The organism is Flavobacterium cheonanense, from assembly GCF_039539185.1.
In the GTDB taxonomy this organism is placed as follows: domain Bacteria; phylum Bacteroidota; class Bacteroidia; order Flavobacteriales; family Flavobacteriaceae; genus Flavobacterium; species Flavobacterium cheonanense.
Map to the genome: position 1 here is coordinate 32367 of NZ_BAABCT010000006.1, position 21253 is coordinate 53619.

At 31.0% G+C, this 21253-nt stretch carries 22 protein-coding genes and 1 tRNA gene; 10 read left to right on the forward strand and 13 right to left on the reverse strand.

The genetic code is table 11. The features are described from left to right. The first annotated feature begins 81 nt into the window (after window positions 1-81). Complete coding sequence (locus ABD766_RS11150) at window positions 82-1035, forward strand: transketolase family protein (protein WP_344816768.1); 954 nt, start codon at window positions 82-84, stop codon at window positions 1033-1035. Between the two features lie 108 nt (window positions 1036-1143). Here ABD766_RS11150 and ABD766_RS11155 read toward each other — a convergent pair. The 6 genes from ABD766_RS11155 to idi form a co-directional block, all read right to left on the reverse strand. Beyond that, window positions 1144-1217, reverse strand: a tRNA-Thr gene (locus ABD766_RS11155). Between the two features lie 78 nt (window positions 1218-1295). Continuing rightward, window positions 1296-1562, reverse strand: a complete 267-nt coding sequence (locus tag ABD766_RS11160; protein WP_298304362.1) for a hypothetical protein — start codon at window positions 1560-1562, stop codon at window positions 1296-1298. A 55-nt stretch (window positions 1563-1617) separates the two neighbouring features. Then, window positions 1618-2580, reverse strand: a complete 963-nt coding sequence (locus tag ABD766_RS11165) for a type I phosphomannose isomerase catalytic subunit (protein WP_344816769.1) — start codon at window positions 2578-2580, stop codon at window positions 1618-1620. A 111-nt stretch (window positions 2581-2691) separates the two neighbouring features. After that, entirely contained in the window at window positions 2692-3147 is a 456-nt protein-coding gene (locus tag ABD766_RS11170; protein ID WP_344816770.1) for a peroxiredoxin, read from the reverse strand. A gap of 1 nt (window position 3148) precedes the next feature. Next, window positions 3149-3559, reverse strand: coding sequence for a 6-pyruvoyl trahydropterin synthase family protein (locus ABD766_RS11175; protein WP_344816771.1), 411 nt, complete (start codon window positions 3557-3559; stop codon window positions 3149-3151). Window positions 3560-3625: 66 nt separating this feature from the next. Next, complete coding sequence (gene idi / locus ABD766_RS11180; RefSeq protein WP_344816772.1) at window positions 3626-4153, reverse strand: isopentenyl-diphosphate Delta-isomerase; 528 nt, start codon at window positions 4151-4153, stop codon at window positions 3626-3628. A gap of 162 nt (window positions 4154-4315) precedes the next feature. On the opposite strand from idi, the gene ABD766_RS11185 reads away from it, so the two are divergent. Continuing rightward, complete coding sequence (locus ABD766_RS11185) at window positions 4316-5410, forward strand: bifunctional methionine sulfoxide reductase B/A protein (protein WP_425556579.1); 1095 nt, start codon at window positions 4316-4318, stop codon at window positions 5408-5410. 42 nt (window positions 5411-5452) lie between these two features. Here the strand turns inward: ABD766_RS11185 and ABD766_RS11190 are convergent, their stop codons facing one another. From ABD766_RS11190 to ABD766_RS11200, 3 genes are read right to left on the reverse strand one after another with little or no spacing between them, the layout of a single operon-like run. Continuing rightward, complete coding sequence (locus ABD766_RS11190) at window positions 5453-7297, reverse strand: toxin-antitoxin system YwqK family antitoxin (protein WP_344816773.1); 1845 nt, start codon at window positions 7295-7297, stop codon at window positions 5453-5455. Window positions 7298-7308: 11 nt separating this feature from the next. Then, a complete protein-coding gene (locus tag ABD766_RS11195; protein WP_344816774.1) occupies window positions 7309-8874 on the reverse strand; it encodes an NAD(P)/FAD-dependent oxidoreductase in 1566 nt (521 codons plus the stop codon). 33 nt (window positions 8875-8907) lie between these two features. Then, window positions 8908-9960 (reverse strand): DUF2891 domain-containing protein, encoded by a 1053-nt coding sequence (locus ABD766_RS11200; protein WP_344816775.1) that lies wholly within the window; start codon window positions 9958-9960, stop codon window positions 8908-8910. A gap of 59 nt (window positions 9961-10019) precedes the next feature. Between ABD766_RS11200 and ABD766_RS11205 the strand changes: the two genes are divergently transcribed. Further along, window positions 10020-10256: a hypothetical protein gene (locus tag ABD766_RS11205; protein ID WP_298304379.1), complete on the forward strand. Its 237-nt coding sequence runs from the start codon at window positions 10020-10022 to the stop codon at window positions 10254-10256. Between the two features lie 54 nt (window positions 10257-10310). Here the strand turns inward: ABD766_RS11205 and recQ are convergent, their stop codons facing one another. Continuing rightward, window positions 10311-12506 carry a DNA helicase RecQ gene (recQ, locus tag ABD766_RS11210; RefSeq protein WP_298304381.1) on the reverse strand — a complete coding sequence of 732 codons (2196 nt, stop codon included), beginning with the start codon at window positions 12504-12506 and terminating at the stop codon, window positions 10311-10313. 86 nt (window positions 12507-12592) lie between these two features. Here recQ and ABD766_RS11215 point away from each other — a divergent pair, with 86 nt between their 5' ends. The 5 genes from ABD766_RS11215 to ABD766_RS11235 all read left to right on the forward strand — a co-directional run bounded on the left by ABD766_RS11215 (window position 12593) and on the right by ABD766_RS11235 (window position 15894). Then, a complete protein-coding gene (locus tag ABD766_RS11215) occupies window positions 12593-13558 on the forward strand; it encodes a KpsF/GutQ family sugar-phosphate isomerase (protein WP_344816776.1) in 966 nt (321 codons plus the stop codon). Then, window positions 13558-14382, forward strand: a complete 825-nt coding sequence (tatC, locus tag ABD766_RS11220) for a twin-arginine translocase subunit TatC (RefSeq protein ID WP_344816777.1) — start codon at window positions 13558-13560, stop codon at window positions 14380-14382. The genes ABD766_RS11215 and tatC overlap by 1 nt, the downstream gene beginning before the upstream one ends. Beyond that, a complete protein-coding gene (locus ABD766_RS11225) occupies window positions 14366-14716 on the forward strand; it encodes a carboxymuconolactone decarboxylase family protein (RefSeq protein ID WP_344816778.1) in 351 nt (116 codons plus the stop codon). The genes tatC and ABD766_RS11225 overlap by 17 nt, the downstream gene beginning before the upstream one ends. 178 nt (window positions 14717-14894) lie before the next feature. Continuing rightward, window positions 14895-15662, forward strand: coding sequence for an LPS export ABC transporter ATP-binding protein (gene lptB, locus ABD766_RS11230; protein ID WP_298304389.1), 768 nt, complete (start codon window positions 14895-14897; stop codon window positions 15660-15662). Window positions 15663-15666: 4 nt separating this feature from the next. Then, complete coding sequence (locus ABD766_RS11235) at window positions 15667-15894, forward strand: DUF5808 domain-containing protein (RefSeq protein WP_344816779.1); 228 nt, start codon at window positions 15667-15669, stop codon at window positions 15892-15894. On the opposite strand, the gene ABD766_RS11240 is transcribed toward ABD766_RS11235, so the two are convergent. Then, window positions 15887-16729: a GH25 family lysozyme gene (locus ABD766_RS11240; RefSeq protein ID WP_344816780.1), complete on the reverse strand. Its 843-nt coding sequence runs from the start codon at window positions 16727-16729 to the stop codon at window positions 15887-15889. The genes ABD766_RS11235 and ABD766_RS11240 overlap by 8 nt on opposite strands. Window positions 16730-16771: 42 nt before the next feature. After that, entirely contained in the window at window positions 16772-17497 is a 726-nt protein-coding gene (locus ABD766_RS11245) for a CDP-alcohol phosphatidyltransferase family protein (RefSeq protein ID WP_344816781.1), read from the reverse strand. Between the two features lie 145 nt (window positions 17498-17642). Between ABD766_RS11245 and ABD766_RS11250 the strand changes: the two genes are divergently transcribed. Together ABD766_RS11250 and ABD766_RS11255 are read left to right on the forward strand one after the other, a co-directional pair. Beyond that, the gene (locus tag ABD766_RS11250) at window positions 17643-18710 is read left to right on the forward strand and encodes a putative type IX sorting system protein PorV2 (RefSeq protein ID WP_486320566.1); all 1068 of its coding nucleotides are present in this window, start codon (window positions 17643-17645) and stop codon (window positions 18708-18710) included. A gap of 5 nt (window positions 18711-18715) precedes the next feature. Beyond that, complete coding sequence (locus ABD766_RS11255) at window positions 18716-19828, forward strand: lipoprotein N-acyltransferase Lnb domain-containing protein (RefSeq protein ID WP_344816782.1); 1113 nt, start codon at window positions 18716-18718, stop codon at window positions 19826-19828. Between the two features lie 5 nt (window positions 19829-19833). Here the strand turns inward: ABD766_RS11255 and ABD766_RS11260 are convergent, their stop codons facing one another. Then, window positions 19834-21228 carry a sugar transferase gene (locus tag ABD766_RS11260; RefSeq protein WP_344816783.1) on the reverse strand — a complete coding sequence of 465 codons (1395 nt, stop codon included), beginning with the start codon at window positions 21226-21228 and terminating at the stop codon, window positions 19834-19836. Window positions 21229-21253: the final 25 nt, after the last annotated feature.

Here is a 21253-nt window from a genome sequence, read left to right on the forward strand (position 1 = left end):
ATTTTAGATTTCAGATTTCAGATTTCAGATATCTCTGTTAATCTTCTAATTTTAAAATCTTTTTTCTTTCAATTTATTAAAATGAAAAAATATACAAACACAGGAAGTAAAGATACACGTTCAGGATTTGGCGCAGGAATGACCGAATTGGGACAGAAAAACGAAAATGTTGTTGCACTTTGCGCCGATTTAATTGGTTCGTTAAAGTTTGACGATTTCAAAAAAAATCATCCAGAACGCTTTTTCCAAATCGGAATTGCAGAAGCAAACATGATTGGAATTGCAGCTGGATTAACTATTGGTGGAAAAATTCCATTTACAGGAACTTTCGCTAACTTTTCTACTGGAAGAGTTTACGATCAAATTCGTCAATCGGTAGCTTACTCGGATAAAAATGTGAAAATTTGTGCTTCACACGCAGGTTTGACTTTGGGTGAAGATGGAGCAACACACCAAATATTAGAAGATATTGGTTTGATGAAGATGTTACCAGGAATGACTGTAATCAACACTTGTGATTACAATCAAACAAAAGCAGCAACAATTGCATTAGCAGATCATCATGGTCCAGCTTATTTGCGTTTTGGTCGTCCTGTCGTGCCTAATTTTATGCCAGCTGACGAACCTTTCGTAATTGGAAAAGCAATTATGTTAAACGAAGGAACAGATGTAACTATTATCGCTACAGGTCATTTAGTTTGGGAAGCTTTAATCGCTGCAGAAGCATTAGAAGCAAAAGGAATTTCAGCAGAAGTTATCAATATTCACACCATTAAACCTTTGGATGAAGAAGCAATTTTAAAATCTGTTGCTAAAACAGGTTGTATAGTTACAGCAGAAGAACATAATATACTTGGTGGTTTAGGAGAAAGTGTTGCAAGAACATTAGCTTTAAATAATCCTACACCACAAGAGTTTGTTGCAGTTCAAGATTCGTTTGGTGAAAGCGGAACTCCAGAACAATTAATGAATAAATACAAACTTAACAACGAAGCAATTGTTGAAGCTGTAGAAAGAGTAATTAAAAGAAAGTAAATTTTCTTGTATAAATACAAAATCCGTCTTGTACAAACAAGGCGGATTTTTTTTATGGATTTAATTCAAATAAAAAAACCACCACATTGCTGTGATGGTTTTACGAAGAGCCGGCGGAGGGACTCGAACCCACGACCTGCTGATTACAAATCAGCTGCTCTAGCCGACTGAGCTACGCTGGCGTCATTATTGTGGTGCAAATATAATAGTGATTTTTAAATCTCCAAAACTTTTTTGCACTTTTTTGATGATTTTTTTTATTAAAGTGCGTTGATTTTTTCAATCAATTGATTTGCAGTTTGTTCTAATTCTGCATTGATTTGTTTGAAATGCGCTTTTTTATTTTCTACATTTTTTGCATTAACCTTAACGATTAAAGCATCAAAAGATGTAATTGCTTCATCTATAACTGCATTGGTAGCTGCTGTTGGCTTTCCTTCGCTAGTCATTTCGTGAATATAAACTGCTTCAATAATATCTCCTAAAACGAAGTTGATGTCTTTTTTTAAATTTTTAACGCTTGGCATTTTCTTTATTTTTTAAATTCAGGTGCAAAATTACACATAATCTTTTGAATACAAGTTAAGAAATGTAAATTTCTAACATAGATGCTTTTCCGTGAATTTCAAATTCGCTCATTTTTGCAGGAATTAAAACCGTATCACCAGTTTTATAAGAATAGGTTACATCATCATGTTTTAATTCAAAACTTCCTTCAACACACATATAAACTAAAAAGGAATTTTCATCATTTACAACTTCTAAACTTCCATCAAGAGGAATAAAATTTGTTGTAAAATAAGGACAATCAACTATTGCATTAGCTTCGTTTTTAACTTTCGAATAGCTTTTTTCAGCATCAACTACATCATAATTTATGGCATCTAAAGCTAAATCAACATGAAGTTCACGTGTATTCCCATTTGCATCTACTCTATCGAAATCGTATAATCTATAAGTAATGTCAGATGTTTGTTGGATTTCTGCAATTACTGTTCCTGCTCCAATTGCGTGAACCGTTCCAGTTTCTAAGAAGAAAACGTCTCCTTTTTTTACCTTTTTTGTATCCAGAATATCAATTAAAGTTTTGTTTTCAAGATTTTCTAAATATTCTTTTTGAGAGGATTTTTCTTTAAAACCTACTATTAATCTTGCATCTTTGTCGGCTTGCATAACATACCACATCTCGGTTTTACCAAAGGAATTATGACGTTTTGCTGCCAATTCATCATTTGGATGCACTTGAATAGATAAATCCTCGCGAGCATCAAGATATTTAAAAAGTAGTGGGAATTGTTTTCCGAACTTTTCATAAACTTTTGTTCCTAAAACTTGCTTTGGAGATTCATTTATTAATTCGTTTAACGATTTTCCTGCAAAAACTCCATTAGCAATTACACTAACATCATTTTCTACGGTAGAGATTTCCCAACTTTCACCTGTAATTTCAGATGAAATTGGTTTGTTTAAATAATCTTTCAGTTTTGTTCCTCCCCAAATTCTATCTTTAAGAATAGGTTGAAATTGCAAGGGATAAAATTTCATTTGTTATAATTTTAGATGCAAAGATGGATATTTTTAACGTAACGTTTTAATAATTTCTATCAATTACATAGCAAGTTCGGTGAATGGTTAAAAAGTATAGCTAACCCAAAACTAATTTGTCAATTTTTTCAAAACTTTTAGTGCCTTTGTAATATGAATTTCAGATGACATACTATTAAAAACCATTATCACCACACCTTGTTTATCAATTACAAAGGTTTCACGACCTGGAATTATAAACAAACTGTTTTGAACACCAAAAAGCTTTCTCAATTTTTTATCATTATCTGAAAGTAAAATAAACGGAAGATTGAATTTGCTTTTGAATTTTAAGTGAGAAGTCACTGTATCAGAACTAATTCCGATTACCTCAGCTCCTAAATCTTTAAATTCTTGATAATTATCTCTAAAACTACAAGCTTGCGCTGTGCATCCAGGCGTATCATCTTTTGGATAAAAGTAAATTACAAGTGGTTGTTTTCCAATATAGTCATGTGAATTAAAAATGTTTCCATTAGTATCTTTTGCTGAAAAACTGGGAAGCTTATCTCCTATTTTTAAAGACATATTAGTTTCCTTTATAAGTTACAAAATTTCTTGGTGTTTCATAAAGAACCACTTCTAATTCTTTATTAGTATCAATGTATTTCCTTAATTTATTCCAAATCACAACCGCAATATTTTCAGCAGTTGGATTTAAATCGGTAAAATCTGGAACATCAAGATTCAAATTTTTATGATCAAAAGCATTTTCAATATGTTCTTTTATCAAATCTGATAAAATTTTTACATCAATTACGAAACCAGTTTCTTGGTCAATATCTCCTGTTACAGAAACGATTAATTCATAATTGTGTCCATGAAAATTGGGATTATTGCATTTTCCAAAAACCAAATCGTTTTGCTCCATAGACCAATCTTTTCGATACAATCGATGTGCTGCGTTGAAATGTGCTTTTCTTGAAACGGTAACTTTCATTTTGATTTAGGATTTGCGATTAAAGGATTCAGTATTTTCACTTCGACAAGCTCAGCGTGACAGAAATTATAATTTATGGTCTTCTAAATAGTGGTAAAACTCATCAAAAATTATTTTGAACCAAACTGTATAAATATCAGGATTTTGAATCATATCGTCTTTGATATCCTCAATAGTCATCCATTTCCAACTTTCTACTTCTTCACAATTGATGTTAGGTTCTTCATTGGAATATCCAATCATAACGTGATCTAGTTCGTGTTCGGTTAAACCGTTATCAAATGGTGCTTTGTAGATGAAATGAAATAATTCCTTCAACTCAGTTTTGAAACCCATTTCTTCAAATAAACGACGTTTTCCTGCTTCAATATTGGTTTCTCCAGCACGTTGATGACTGCAACAAGTGTTTGTCCAAAGTAAAGGCGAATGATATTTGTGATGTGCACGTTGTTGCAACATGACTTCATTTTTATCATTTAAAACAAATACTGAAAACGCACGATGCAAAACTGCCTTTTCGTGAGCTTCGAGTTTGTTCATTAAACCAATAGGTTCGTCTTTTTCGTTGACTAAAATTACTTGTTCTTCTTTCATATATTTTTTATGATGGTCAAAAATACGAAAAAATAAATCCTAACAGAATTTAGTAGCGTCAACAACCGTTAAACTTTACTTAAATCATATCAATTTGTAAACTGTATGACATTTTGCAACGTACTTCTATTGTAAATTTGTACATCAATTAATTTAATTGTTATGAAAAAATTAATCACTATTTTGTTTTTGATTCCTTTGCTTACGCTAACGGCTTGTGGACAATCAAACAAAAAAATTTCAAAAAAAGATACTTCAGCTATGGAAAATGTAATTAGTAAACCCGAAAATCCTTACTATTCAAATACGGATACTAACAAACTAAATCTTTCGAATGCCGAATGGAAAAAAGTTTTATCACCTGATTTGTATGCTGTAGCAAGAGAAGCAGATACCGAAAGAGCTTTTACAGGAACCATGTGGAAAGATGAAACCAAAGGAACTTATTATTGTGCTGCTTGCGGTTATAAGCTTTTTAAATCCAATCAAAAATTCACAAGTAGTTGCGGATGGCCAAGTTTTTTTGAACAAGAAAACAAAGAAAGCATCACTTTTAAAGATGACAATTCTTATGGAATGAGAAGAATTGAAGCCAATTGCGGACGATGTGATTCACACTTAGGACATTTATTTGACGATGGTCCAGAGCCAACAGGTAAAAGATATTGTATGAATGCTATTTCGCTAGATTTTGTTCCAGATGGTGTAGCTGTAAATTCTGCAAATCTAGAAACTATTGTTCTTGGTGGTGGTTGTTTTTGGTGTGTAGAAGCCGTTTATCAAAACCTGGAAGGTGTGAAAAGCGTTTACTCTGGTTATGCTGGTGGAATGGTAGAAGATCCAAGTTATGAGCAAGTTTGCACTGGTAGAACTGGCGCAGCAGAAGTTGTAGAAATAACTTACGATAAAACTAAAACCAACTTAGATGAAATCTTTCAAGTATTTTTTACCGTTCACGACCCAACAACACTAAATCGACAAGGTGCAGATGTTGGTACGCAATATCGCTCAGTAATTTTTTATAAAAACGAAAATGAGAAAAAAATTTCTGAAGAAATTATAGCAGAGTTGAATGAAAAAGTATTTGCGAATAAAATTGTAACGACTTTAGAACCTTTGAAAAAATTCTACAAAGCAGAAGAATATCACCAAGGTTACTATGAAAACAACAAAGACAAACCTTATTGCCAAATGGTAATTCAACCCAAAATTGAAAAATTTGAAAAGGTTTTTAAAGATAGATTGAAAAAGAACTAATTGCTAATTAAAGAACCGCTTGTGAAAATAAGCGGTTTTTTTTTATTTATGATTGACTGAATTGAAAGTAAAATTTGAACTTATTGATCTTTTCTGAACTTCATCCATTGCACTTAAATTTACAAAAAAGATATCATCTTCTTCTGTATTTATAGTTACATTAAATTCGATTATTTTACAATTATCACATTTCTTGTCAAACAACTCTTGAAACGAAATAGTTGCTCCAAATTTATTGTAAAAAGTATAGGTTTCATTGGCGCTATCTTCGTCATAATCATATAAAATATGTGCAAATTTTACTCCATCATTATAAAAGAATGTTTTCTCTTTAACGCCTTCATCATACCTAATTGACTTGAACAATTTTCCGTTGTTGTAGTAATAATTCCAAATTCCTATTTCTTGTCCTGAATTGTAGCGTCCTTCAACTTTTGGTTTTCCGTTTTTATAATTTTGAAGGTACTTTCCATGTTTTTGACTATCAAAATACTCGGTTAATTCCTTTACAATACCGTTTTCAAAATAGACAATATCTTTTCCTATTTGATACCCATTACTGTCTTTTTCTTTGGACTTATAGAGCTTTCCATTTTCAAAATACTCTTGTTCCAATCCAATTTTCATTCCATTGCGATAAGTACATTTGTATTTAATTGAATTGCTTTCATCGTCAAAATAGTCAATAAATTCACCAAATAATCGATCTTCTTTATAATTGGCAATTTGACTTAATTTACCACTTTCGTAAAACGTTTTCCATTGACCAGTTTTGTATGTTCTTTCGTAAAAATCGTCAGGTTTATTACTTCCTCTATGTAGCTTTGCAATGTAATAATTTTCTAATTTCTCAATTTGACCTGAGTTATAATAATAGGTATGAATACTATCTTTATAACTACTAAAATCTCCAATTTTAGCGTAATTTCCAATGAATTTTATTGCTCCATCTTCATAATAGGATTTCCACTTTCCTATTTTTGCACTTTTAAGATAAGTTCCTTTTTCAGCTAAAGTACCATTCAAATAAAAAGACTCAAAATTGCCATCACGATAGCCATTTTTATGTTTCGTTTTTTCGATAATATCACCTTTATATTCTATTGTTGTTTGTTCAGAATACGATTGATAAATTGTTTCTATACTTAAAACTCCATTTTCATCAAAACTCTTAACATTTTTATATGTTCGGTCATCGTTGTATTCTGTTATTTTCTTTGGTTTACCTTGTTCTGAAAACGTTTCCTCTTTATAAACTTTATGATTTTTCACATAATTTCTTGACATCACAGTATCATTTGGAAAAATGGAATAATTTACGCCATTACCATTTTTATCAACATCAGAAAAAAAGTTTTTCTTCCCATTTTCGTAGTAAGACTCTGTTGTTTTTACATTTCCTTTTTTGTCTAAAACTACTCTTCTTCTAATTTGACCTGAATCGTAATAATAAACACTCTCTCCTACAAGTTTACCGTTATCCCATTCTTCCTTCACAGTCAATACTCCATCCTTGTTGTAACCGACAACTTTTCCATCTTTAACTCCATTTTTATTACGTGAAGAAGATTCTAATTTTCCGTCTATATAATAAGTCTTACTAATTCCGTGACAAACATCATTAACACATTCTAATTCCGACCTAAGCTGACCATTTTTATAAAACTCTTTTTGAACACCTTGTCGTTTTCCGAAAATATAATTGGCATAAGATCTCATAGTACCATTTTCGTAATAAGTAATGTATTCACCATTTTTCTTTCCGTCGACATATGTACCAACTTCTTTGGGTTTGCCATTACTATACAATTGATTTACATGTTCAACTTGAGCAAAACCAATTTGAAAAGAAAAAGCTATTAAAATTAAAATGATGAAATTCTTCATAACCTATTTTTTTAGAGCATATTTAAAGTTTCAGCTATTTTTAAAGCACATTTTTCGCCATCGATGGCAGCAGAAATAATTCCGCCAGCATAACCAGCGCCTTCACCACAAGGATACAAACCTTTTATTTGAACATGTTCCAACGTTTCGTTGTCTCTCGGAATTCTAACAGGCGATGATGTTCTGCTTTCTGGAGCATGAAGAATGGCATCGTTTGTCAAATATCCTCGCATTGTTTTGCCAAATTCGTTAAATCCTTCTCTCATAATTTGAGATAGAAATCCAGGAAAAACTTGTCCCATTTCTACAGAAGTCGTTCCTGGTACATAGGAAGTTTTTGGGATGGAACTAGAAACTTTATTTTGAGTAAAATCAACCATTCGTTGTGCTGGAACTTTTTGAGTTTTTCCAGCTAAATGCCATGCTTTTTGTTCGATAGCTTTCTGAAATTCCATTCCGGCAAGTGCTCCGAATTTAGCAAAGGGTTTAAAATCTTCTAATTTCAATTCGACAACTATTCCCGAATTAGCAGTAGCTTGATCACGTTTTGATGGTGACCAACCATTAGTTACAACTTCGCCTGGACTTGTTGCACAAGGCGCAATTACGCCACCTGGACACATGCAAAATGAATACATTCCGCGACCATTGACTTGTTTTACAATAGAATATGGTGATGGCGGTAAAAATTCACCACGGAAATCACACGAATATTGGATTTTATCAATTAATTCCTGCGGATGTTCTGCTCTAACTCCTAATGCAAATGGTTTTTCTTCGATAAAAATTTTCTTTTTATCTAATAATTCAAAAATATCTCTAGCTGAATGCCCTGTTGCTAAAATAACTTTATTTGCCGAAATAGTATCACCTTTTTGAGTTACAATTCCTTGAATTTCGTTATTCTTTATAATAAAATCAGTTACGCGAGTTTCAAACAAAACTTGTCCGCCACATTCAATAATTTTTTCACGAATGTCTTGAATAATTTGTGGTAGTTTATTGGTTCCAATATGTGGATGAGCTTCTACCAAAATATCATCTGAAGCTCCAAAACCTACTAATAATCTCAAAATTCTGTCAACATCTCCACGCTTTTTGGAACGCGTGTATAATTTTCCGTCAGAATAAGTTCCTGCGCCACCTTCACCAAAACAGTAATTGGAATCTTCGTTAACTATATGATCAACATTAATGGCTTTCAAATCTCTTCTTCTACCACGAACATCTTTTCCTCTTTCAATTACGATAGGTTTTAAACCCAATTCAACTAATTGTAAAGCGGCAAAAAGTCCAGCTGGACCAGCACCAACAATTATAACTTCTTGTGAATTAGAAACATTTTTATATTCTGGAAGTTCAATTTTTTGTTCAATAAAATCTTCACCTTTAAAAAAAACGGTTGCTTTTATATTGAATTTAATAGCTTTTTGACGTGCATCAATTGAGCGTTTTAAAACCACAACCTTTTGAATTTCCTTCACAGAAGTATTCAATAATCTTGCAACATGTTCATTAATTAATGATTCGTTGTGAGCTACTTCTGGTGAGACTTGAGTTTGAATTTCGCGAGGCATAAAGGTAATTTTTGACAAAAGTAATCAAATGAATTATTTTTTTTCTTCAAATGCTCTTAAAGCAAAGGAAGCTAACCAATGTTCTCCTTCATAATTTCCATCTACAATTGAAGGCAAAGAAAAATTTAAATGAATATCGGCAACTTTTTTTAGATGCGAAAACTCTTTAGGATATTGATTGATAAGGTAATAAAGATTCCATGCTCTACTAAAATTTAATCCGTCTAGATGTACCAAATGTCCATCAGTTCTATCAGAAACTTTGGCAGTTTCAATAGTAAACTTTTTACTAAACAACTGCGGAGCAAACTTTTTTAACCAAACAATGAACTCATTTTTTGGCAAAACACGTTGCATAAGTGCCATTTCTTCAAAACAAGGAGAAAGAAAATCGGTTCCGCTTGGCTCCCAACTAAATGGGCAATTTTTATCTGACAAATACAATCGCTTTGCATTGGATTTTATTACATTTTGAAACTCAATATTATTAGAAAAAACAGCATAATCCCAAGCATAAGTCAAGCCAAAAGCTGAATTAGAATGTGTTCCAACTCGAATTGGATATAATAGTTTTGGTAAAAACTCTATATATCTTTCAATAATTAAATTAGACAAAGGCTTTAAGTTTTGAGCTAGTTCTTTTGCAAATGGATCATCAAAAGTTTCAAGTTCAAGTTGTAATTTCAATAACCAATTCCATCCATAAGTTCGTTCAAATGATTTTTCATGCTTTTTATTTAAGTAATCTATTTCAGATTGAATATTTTGCTTTGAAAGATTTATTTTTAACTTTTGAATAATCTCATCTCTTTTTTCAAGATTTGGAAACTTCTTAAGTAAATAAACTAAACTCCAATGACCATGAACAGAAGAATGCCAATCAAAACAGCCATAAAAAGTTGGATGAAGCTCTTTTGGAGATTTTATCTCTGTACTATCAATAAGCATTTGACCTAACTTATTAGGATATTCTTGTTGAAGACATTTTATAGGTAAAGAAGCTAGATGGTTTGCATCACTCAAAGTAAGGTTTTGAGCTGAACATGTAATTGAGAAAATAAAAAATACATATTTGAAACATTTCATAATCTTGAATTTCTTCAAATTTAATAAAAAGTTATCTTTGACGTTCAATTTTATTAAAGATGTCAAGAAAAATAAAACTTATATGGGATTTTCGTGGTGAAGTTGCAGCAAAAACAGCTGAACATCACGAAATTCATTTGAAAGAATATATTGCAATAGAAAAACTACCAATTAACATCACTGGATTTGAAGTTTTAAACGATATGTATGCCATAGCATTTATGGTAGTTACTGACGAAAATATGATTCAAGTTCGTGATGCTTTGAAACCGCATCGAGGAGAAATTTACAGTTAGCAGTAATCAGTGCTCAGTAATCAGTTCTGTCAACTGAACACTGAACACTGCATCCTAGTTAGCTACTTCGCTAATAAATTTAATTCGCATTAATCGTAATTCTTCGATATCATAATCGCCGTCGAATTCTTTTAGAGCATCTTCAATTTTATCGGTTTCTGAATCCATGAAATAATCGTGAATCTCTTCTTGTTGATCTTCATCTAGTATTTCATCAATCCAATATTTGATATTCAATTTTGTTCCTGAATATACAATTTGCTCCATTTCTTTTAGCAAATCATCCATTTTCATTCCTTTGGCAGAAGCAATATCTTCTAAAGAAAGTTTTCTGTCAATATTTTGAATGATATATAATTTATTTGCCGAATTAGCTCCAGTAGATTTTACAACTAAATCATCAGGACGAATAATGTCGTTATCTTCAACATATCTGCTAATTAATTCTACGAACTCTTTTCCATACTTCTTAGCTTTACCCTCACCTACTCCATGAATATTTATTAATTCATCCATAGTAATTGGGTATTTCAAAGCCATATCTTCTAAAGATGGATCTTGAAAAACAACGAAAGGTGGAACACCTAATTTTTTAGCTACTTTTTTACGTAAATCACGCAACATCGCCATCAAAGCTTCATCAGCAGTTCCTGAAGATTTAGCTGCAGTTACAATGGCATCATCTTCTGCTTCATTATATTCATGGTCTTCTGACATCATGAATGAAGTTGGATTCTTAATGAAGTCGTGCCCTTTATCTGAAACTTTCAAAATTCCGTAGGTTTCAATATCTTTTGTAAGCATTCCGTCAACTAAAACTTGACGAATTAAAGCCATCCAATAGCGTTCTTCTTGGTCTTTTCCGCAACCAAAAAAGGATTGCGTATCGGTTCTATGAGCTTTTATGGTTGCATTTACTCTTCCAATTAAGGTAAAAACAACTTCTTTAGATTTGTATAAATATTTGGTATCGCGAACAACTTCTAATAATTTTTTGACATTGTCTTTAGCTTCAACTTTAGCTTTTGGATTACGAACATTGTCGTCCATATCAGCACCTTCACCAGTTTCACTATCGAATTCTTCACCAAAATAATGTAATAAAAACTTACGTCTTGACATAGAAGTTTCCGCATAGGCAACTACTTCTTGTAAAAGAGCATAACCAATTTCTTGTTCAGCAACTGGTTTACCTGACATGAATTTTTCTAACTTTTCTACATCTTTATAAGAGTAATACGCTAAACAATGTCCTTCTCCTCCATCACGACCTGCACGACCTGTTTCTTGATAGTAACTTTCTAAAGATTTTGGAATATCATGATGAATTACAAAACGAACGTCTGGTTTGTCAATTCCCATTCCGAAGGCTATTGTTGCAACAACAACTTCAACATCTTCCATAAGGAACATGTCTTGATGTTTTGCTCTAGTTTTTGCATCCAAACCTGCATGATAAGGAACAGCACTGATACCGTTTACTTGTAAAACTTCGGCGATTGCTTCAACTTTCTTTCGGCTTAAGCAATATATAATTCCTGATTTACCTTTGTTTTGTTTTATAAATCGGATTATATCAGCTTCAATATTTTTGGTTTTTGTTCGTACTTCATAAAATAAATTCGGACGATTGAACGATGCTTTGTAAGTAGTAGCATCAGACATATCTAAATTCTTAAGTATATCCTCTTGAACTTTTGGAGTTGCTGTAGCGGTTAATCCAATAACAGGAACATTCCCAAGTTGTTTAATAATAGTTCGTAAATTTCTGTATTCAGGTCTAAAGTCATGTCCCCATTCTGAAATACAATGCGCTTCATCAATAGCTACAAAAGAGATTGGAACAGATTGTAAAAATTCAACATATTCTTCTTTTGTTAATGATTCTGGTGCTACATATAATAGTTTAGTTATTCCAGAAGTAATATCCTTTTTTACTTGATTGATTTCGGTTTTAGTCAATGACGAATTTAATACATGCGCAATGCCATCATTCGTTGATACACTTCTTATAGCATCAACTTGATTTTTCATTAAAGCAATCAAAGGAGAAACTACAATTGCAGTTCCTTCTTGAACAAGCGAAGGCAGTTGATAGCACAATGACTTTCCGCCACCTGTTGGCATAATTACAAATGTATTTTCTTTTGCCAAAATACTTTTGATAACCTTTTCTTGTAAACCTTTGAAATGGTTAAAACCAAAATATTTTTTTAATTCTTTGTGTATGTCAATTTCGTTTGAATTCATTCTTACTTAATAGTATTTTTACATAAATTTGCAACCATAAATATACAACTTTCTTTTATTCATACAAATTTTATAACAAATCTATTTTGATAACTAAAGAAAATATCATTGAATCGGCCAAAAAAACACTCTTATCAGAGAGCCAATCAATTGCAAAACTTACTGATTTCATTGACAATAGCTTTGTAGAAGCCGTTGAAATTATTTACAATACCAAAGGACGTTTAATTGTAACTGGAATTGGAAAAAGTGCTATTATCGCACAAAAAATTGTTGCCACAATGAACTCAACTGGAACTCCTTCTATGTTTTTACATGCATCTGAAGCTATTCATGGTGATTTAGGTATGGTTCAAGATGGAGATGTTGTTATTTGTATCTCAAAAAGTGGTAATAGTCCAGAAATAAAAGTTTTGGTTCCGTTATTAAAAAGATTTGGTAATAAACTAATTGGAATTACAGGTAATATAACTTCATTTTTAGGAAAAGAATCTGATATTACCTTAAATACTTATGTAGAAAGTGAAGCTTGTCCAAATAATTTGGCTCCAACTAATAGCACAACAGCACAGTTAGTTATGGGTGATGCTATGGCAGTTGCTTTAATGGAAATGAGAAATTTTAAAGCTGAAGATTTTGCAAAATATCATCCAGGTGGCGCTTTAGGTAAAAAATTATTATTGCGAGTTCAAGATATGTTGGATACCAGCAGAAAACCATTTGTGAGTCCAGACTCAAGCATCAAAAATGTTATTGTTGAAATTTCTGAGAAAAGATTAGGTGTTGCTGCTGTTATTGAAAATGATAAAGTAGTTGGTATTATAACGGATGGCGACATCAGAAGAATGCTAAATAAAACAGAAACCATTACAGGATTAACTGCAAAAGATATTATGACAGTAAATCCAAAAACAATAAAAACATCTGATATGGTAGTTGATGCACTAAACATATTGGAAGATTTTTCAATTACACAATTAGTTGTAGTTGATAATAATGAATATAAAGGAGTGATTCATTTACACGATATTTTAAAAGAAGGAATTGTATAATGGCTAAAAAAGAAATGAAGGAAATGTCCTTTATGGAACATCTTGAAGAATTAAGATGGTTGTTGGTAAGAAGTACAATTGCTGTTCTAATTGGAGCAATAGCAACTTTTTTCATAAGTGATTTTATATTTGAAAATATTATTTTCGGACCAACAAATCCAAATTTTATAACTTATCGTTTGTTTTGTGAGTTATCTAACTATGTTGGATTTCAGGAAAGTATTTGTGTTACTGAATTACCTTTTGTGATTCAAAATACTGATATGGAAGGTCAAGTCACTATATTAATTTGGACTTGTATAACGGCTGGATTTATTTTTGCTTTTCCATACATATTATGGTTGTTATGGAGTTTTATTAGTCCGGCGCTTTATGAAAAAGAACGAAAAAATGCTAAATATTTCATTTTTGTAGCTTCAATTTTATTCTTTCTAGGCGTTTTATTTGGTTACTACATAATTGTTCCAATGTCGGTAAACTTTTTTGCCACATTTACTGTAAGTAGTATTATTAAAAACGAATTCAATGTTGATTCCTATATAGGTATGATAAAAACATCTGTAATTGCATGTGGTTTGTTTTTCGAATTACCAATTATCATTTATTTCTTAAGCAAATTAGGCTTGGTTACACCACAGTTTCTTAGAAAATACAGAAAATATGGCATTGTAATTATTCTTTTTGTAGCTGCAATAGTTACGCCACCAGATGTGGTTAGCCAGGTTATAGTATCAATTCCTATGTTATTAATTTATGAAGTCAGTATATTTATATCGGCTTTCGTAGTAAAAAGAAGTTTAAAAGCAGATGAGCAATCAAGTTAAAGAATTTAATGAATATCGTTCTAAAATGAACGAAAAGTTATTGGCTGACAATAATAAAATTGTAAAACGTATTTTCAATTTAGACACTAATGCCTACGCAGAAGGTGCATTAGATGTAAAAACTAAAGAACTTTTGGGTTTAGTAGCTTCAACTGTTCTTAGATGTGATGATTGCATAAAATACCATTTGGAAACCTCACACAAAGAAGGTATTACAAAAGAAGAAATGATGGAAGCCATGGGAATTGCTACTTTAGTTGGTGGAACTATAGTTATTCCTCATTTAAGAAGAGCTTACGAATTTTGGGAAGCTTTGGAAGAAAGTGCTCAGTAATTAGATTTCAGTTGGCAGATTGCAAAATTGAAGTTAAATAGTAAAATCAAGCCAATGATTTTTGTTAATTTGCACAAATAAATTCAGTACAACAATATCTCATTAATAGGAGATAATGAACTAAATTCAAAAATAGAGTTTAGCATTGATAAAATGCTGAACTAAATTCAGCATAAATATGAAACTAAGAGCCGAAAATTTAATCAAAACCTACAAAGGTAGAAGCGTTGTAAAAGGAATTTCTGTTGAAGTAAATCAAGGAGAAATCGTTGGGCTTTTGGGACCAAATGGTGCTGGAAAAACTACTTCTTTCTATATGATTGTTGGATTGGTAAAACCAAATTCTGGAAATATTTATCTTGATGACATGAATATTACTGAGTTTCCAATGTACAAACGTGCTCAAAATGGTATTGGTTATCTGGCTCAAGAAGCATCTGTTTTTAGAAAATTAAGTATTGAAGATAATATATTGAGTGTATTGCAATTGACAAATCACACAAAAGAAGAGCAAATTGCAAAAATGGAAAGCTTAATTCATGAATTCAGTTTAGAACACATTAGAACCAATCGTGGTGATTTACTTTCTGGAGGAGAACGACGTAGAACTGAGATTGCAAGAGCTTTAGCAACTGACCCAAAATTCATCTTACTTGACGAACCTTTTGCAGGAGTTGACCCTGTTGCAGTTGAGGATATTCAAAGAATTGTAGCCCAATTAAAAAATAAAAACATTGGAATTTTGATTACTGACCACAACGTTCAAGAAACTTTGGCTATTACTGATAAAACCTACTTAATGTTTGAAGGCGGAATTCTAAAAGCTGGAAAACCTGAAGAATTAGTTGAAGACGAAATGGTTAGAAGAGTTTATTTAGGTCAGAATTTTGAATTACGTAAAACCAAAATTGACTTTAATGCTCCAAAAGTAGATTTAGACGTTTAAAAAAATGGAAAATCCATCGAAAGAGACATTAGATAAATGGCATAAAGATCCTAATAATTGGAAATTTGGTGGTATTTATTATAACAAAGAAGACAAACGTATTTTTCCACCAAAAAGAGTAAAATGGATGGGTTGGACTGTAAATTTTGCCAATACAAAATCTGTTTTAGTTTTTGCATTAGTAATGATTTTAGTAATTGCTATTCTATATAATTCTAAAGTAACTAATTAATCGTCAAATATTCTAACATCTTTGGCGTACCGTTATAAATATTCAAATCAACTCGTTCGTTGATTCCTTTTATTGTTGCTTTTTCTGTAAACTGCCAAAAAAGCCAATCTTCTTTTATATTTTCTACAAAGAAATTATAATTGGCAACCCAAAAAGTATATCCTTTAAATTCCTCTTTTAGAAAATCTTCATAATATTTTTCGCCGGTATAGATAATAGGTTTCACCTTATAATGTGCGTCAATTTTTTTCAACCACCGTTTCAATCCTACTTTCAAACTATCAATAGATTGTTCTTTTGGCAATTGTTCTATATCTAAAACTGGAGGCAAATCACCTTTTTTCAAAGTTACTGTCTTAATAAAATTTTCGGCTTGTTCGATTGAATTTTCGTTTGGACGATAATAATGGTAAGCTCCACGAATAAAATTATGCTTTTTGGCTGCTTTCCAATTGTCATCAAACTCCGAATCCTCTTTATTATTTCCGGCTGTTGCTCTAATAAGTACAAAATGTAATGGAAATTTATTTTCAACAGAATCTATTTGTTCCCAATCTATTTCGCCTTGATATTGAGAAACATCAAACCCGAAAGTCAATTCTTTATGAGCTTTCAAAATTTGATAAATTCTAGCTTGAGCCACTTTATCTTCTTTTAAAACTTTATCTGTTTTGAAACTAAAATAATATAGAATAGCATTACGATAGTGATATATTCCTAAAGAAAATAGAATAATCAAAAGCGATATAATAATAAACTTTAAAGAAAAAAAAGTTTGCTTTTTCTTGGTAGCTCTTTTTCGAATTGGTGTTTTTCTCGTGGTAGCTTTTGCCATAAAAGTCTTGATACATACTACTAAAATCTTAATACTAAATAACTACTTTTTTGCCAACATATTATTTGCAACCGACAATAAAACATAAGTCATTATGATTAAAGGTATTGCAAGATATTGCAGAGTAGCAATCATTACTATTGAAAGAACTAAAAATCCAATTTGCAATTTATATTTTTGAAAACTAAAATTCTTTATTTTCAATGAAAACAACGGAATTTCAGCATTCATAACGTAAGCACTTATCATAGTTATGGCTAAAAGAACCCATTTTATATTTAGAAGTTCACTTAAGGTAAGAAAATGACACTCTTCAATAACCAATGGTAAACTCATTATAAAAAGTGCATTTGCTGGAGTTGGCAAACCAATAAATGAATCAGATTGTCTTGTATCGATATTGAAATTTGCCAAACGATAACAAGCACCGAGTGTAATAATAAAACCTAAAAAAGAGACTTGAAAAAAAGACAAATCATTTGTAATTTGCATAAAACTTCCATCAAACGACAACATTTGATACATTACATATCCAGGCGCTACACCACTTGTAACCATATCTGCTAAGGAATCTAACTGAACACCTAAAGGCCCGGCTACACCAAACTTTCTGGCAAAGAAACCGTCAAAAAAATCAAAAAATATTCCCAAGCAAACAAAATAAAAAGCTAAGTCAAACCTCAATTTAGAGATAAAAACTATGGCGATACAACCACATAATAAATTTAATAAAGTTAGTATATTAGGAATGTGTTTTTTGATGTTCATGCTTTTATTTTTTCTAAAGACAAATGTAATACAATAAGTTTATACATAAGTACGTTTGTAATTAGAGTTTTTATTTGAGATATTATTATGAATTGTATATGAAGTTAGCTCAATAAAAATTTCTATTTTTGAAAAAATATTTGCTTTGAAGAAAATTCTTTTTTTAACTTTCATTTTAGGATGCACTTTAGCTCATAGTCAAGCTGTTAGAAAATATTCTAACGAGTTTATGAATATAGGTGTAGATGCTGCTGCATTGGGAATGTCTAATGCTGTTGTCGCACATACAAATGATGTGAATTCTGGCTACTGGAATCCAGCAGGTTTACTTGGCTTAGAAGATAGTCAAGCGTCGTTAATGCATGCGAGTTATTTTGCAAATATTGCTCAATATGATTATGCTGCTTATGCTAAACCGATTGATGATGACAGTGCTTGGGGAATCTCTTTGATACGATTTGGAGTAGATGATATATTAAACACCACACAACTTATTGATGGTGATGGAAATATTGATTACAATAGAATCAGTAAATTTTCAACTGCCGATTACGGATTGACTTTATCTTATGCAAGAAGACTTAAAATACCTGGTTTTCAATATGGAGTTAATGCAAAAGTGATTCGACGTGTCATTGGAGATTTTGCAAATTCTTGGGGTTTTGGTTTTGATTTAGGATTACAATTTGAAAGAGACGATTGGAAGTTTGGTTTAATGTTGAGAGACATTACTACTTCCTATAATGTATGGGCCATCAATGAGGAAGAATATGCTAAAATAAAAAATGCCATTCCTGGAGAGAACCAAGATTTACCTGAAAGCTCTGAAATTACACTTCCAAAAGCACAACTTGGGATGTCTAAAACATTCGATTTTCATAATGAAACGTATTTAAAAGCTTCTGGAAATTTGAACATGCAGTTTGCTAGAACCAATGATATATTATCAACTAACTTTGTAAGTATCGACCCTGCCTTAGGATTTGAATACAATTATACTGATTTAGTATTTCTAAGAGCTGGTGTAGGAAATTTTCAAAACATCACACAATTAGATGGTTCTAGAAAAGTAGGTTTTCAGCCCAATATTGGACTTGGATTTAAATATAAAGGAATTCAAGTTGATTATGCTTTGACCGATTTAGGTGATCAAAGTGTTGCATTATATTCAAATATTTTTTCTGTGAAAGTTGATTTTAGTGTTTTTAGATAACCATTATGATTAAAAAATTACTTCTTCTACTTATCTTATTTTTTCAAACCATTGGTTTCTCTCAAAATCCAGCGCTATCAGAAAATGCTTCTGTAAGTATTTTTACTTGTGGAAGAGGAAATGAACTTTACTCCACTTTTGGTCATACAGCCATACGAATTAAAGATTCCATAAATAACTTAGACGTTGTATATAACTATGGTGCTTTCGATTTTAGAACAGAAAATTTCTATTTAAAATTTGTAAAAGGTGACTTACAATATTTTATAAATACAACTTCTTATGAAGACTTCATTTTTGAATATCAAAGTGATAATCGTGAAGTTATCGAACAGACTTTATCATTTCCATTAGCAAAAAAACAAGAACTATTTGAACTTTTAAATGCTTCTCTTTATTCTGAAGAAAGAAATTATACTTACAAATTTATAGACAGAAATTGTACTACGATGGTTGTAGATAAAATTAATGCCATTGTAGGTCAAAAATTAATCGAAAAAGTGGATGATAAATCCATTTCATACAGAGAATTACTTTATCCTTATTTTGATAATCACTTTTATTATAAATTGGGTATAAACATAATTTTTGGAGCAAAAACAGATGTAAAAGCTGAAAAACTATTTCTTCCTATTGAGTTGTTAAATAGTTTAGACAAAGCCAAAATTGAAAGCAAACCTTTGGTTGTAAAAAAAGAAACCTTAATTAAAGGAGCCGAGCTTACTTCTTCCTTTTCGTTTATAAATAGTATCTATTTCATAGTTCTTATCCTATTAGTGATATCTTTAATCAATAATAAGTATGTTTCATTATCCTATCTATTCCTATCAGGATTATTGGGGATTTTTCTTTGCCTAGTAGGATTATACTCAGAGCATAAAGAAGTTTTGTGGAATTATAATGCTTTGCTGTTTAATCCAATATATATAACCTTAGGATTTTTGGGAAGCACTTGGTTTAGAAAAATGGCTAATGTGTGTTTTGCAATGACCTTAGTTTATATTGCAATTATGATAGGAAAACCACATTTACCTTTAATGATTCCATTTATTTTAGCCAACAATTATATTTTGTTGAAATTATTAAAGAGAAATAAAAAATTGGAGCCTAGCATTTAAGAAACTTATTGTCCTCTATAAAACAATACTGTGCTAAAAGTTTTAATGATAATATTGATATCAAGAAAAATACTTCTGTGCTTGATGTAATATAAATCATATTGTAGCTTCATCAAACTATCTTCAATAGAATCACCATAAGCGTAATTTACTTGTGCCCAACCTGTTAATCCTGGCTTAACAACATGCCTAGTTTCGTAGAATGGCATCATTTCTGCGATTTCATTAACAAAAATAGGACGTTCTGGTCTTGGTCCTATAATTGCCATATCACCTTTTAGTATATTTATAAATTGAGGGAATTCATCTAATCTAGTTTTACGCATAAACTTACCAAAAGGTGTAATTCTACTATCGTTGGCAGTCGTAAATACAGCTCCATTTGCCTCAGCATTTTTCACCATAGTTCTGTATTTATATATTTTAAATACTTCTCCATTTTTACCAACACGCTCTTGTGTATAAAATAAGCCACCTCTATTTCCAATGAGATTACCAATTAAAATTATCGGAAAAAACAATAAACCAATAGTCAAACCAATTACTGAAAAAATCACTTCAATCAATCTTGATACCAATAAATACAAATGATTTTGATTACTTCTACTAAAAGGAAAATATCTGTAAAAATCTCGTGAAACATATTGCACAGGAATTCGTTGTGTAATAGCCTCATATACTTGTGTATACTCTCTAATTATAAAACCATTTTCTAATAAATGAATCAGTTGATTATATAAACTAACAGTTATTCCTTCGGTTTTTTGAGAAGCAATTACTATTTCAGAAATAGAGTTGTTTCTAACAAAATTTTCTAATTCATTAGGATGAATATTCTTAATTGATTTGAATTTAAAATTAAAAGAATCTTCTCCATCAGAATTAACAAATGCTATTATTTTATAATGTGGATCAGCATTTTCAAGACCAGTAACAAGTTCTTGCAATTGCTCCTTATCACAAACCAAAACGGCTTTTTTTACAAATCGATGTGATGCTAAAAATTTTACATAAAAAATTCTCCAAGCTAGTAAGGATCCAAAAATAGCTACAAAAAATATAATAATCTGTAGTCTATTTGAAGGTAAAACAGGTGTATAAATTGGAGTTAAAAGATAAATTAATACTGTTGTAGAAGAAGCAAGTATTATACTTTTTATTATTTGAAATTGATTACTTGCTACTTGCAAATTATACATTTCAAAAACAGATCCAAAAATATTAACATAGATAGCTAATACAATTGCCCAATAATAATTTGTAGTAGAAAATGTAAAATATTTAAAATCAAAAATAGAGCTTATAATGTACAATGATAGTAATACAAAGATTACATCAAAAATCTTCAGAAGAACCTTTCTTTCTGATACCTCAAAATGTATTTTTTTATTGCTATTCATTAGTACGTTTACAACTGTGACGCAA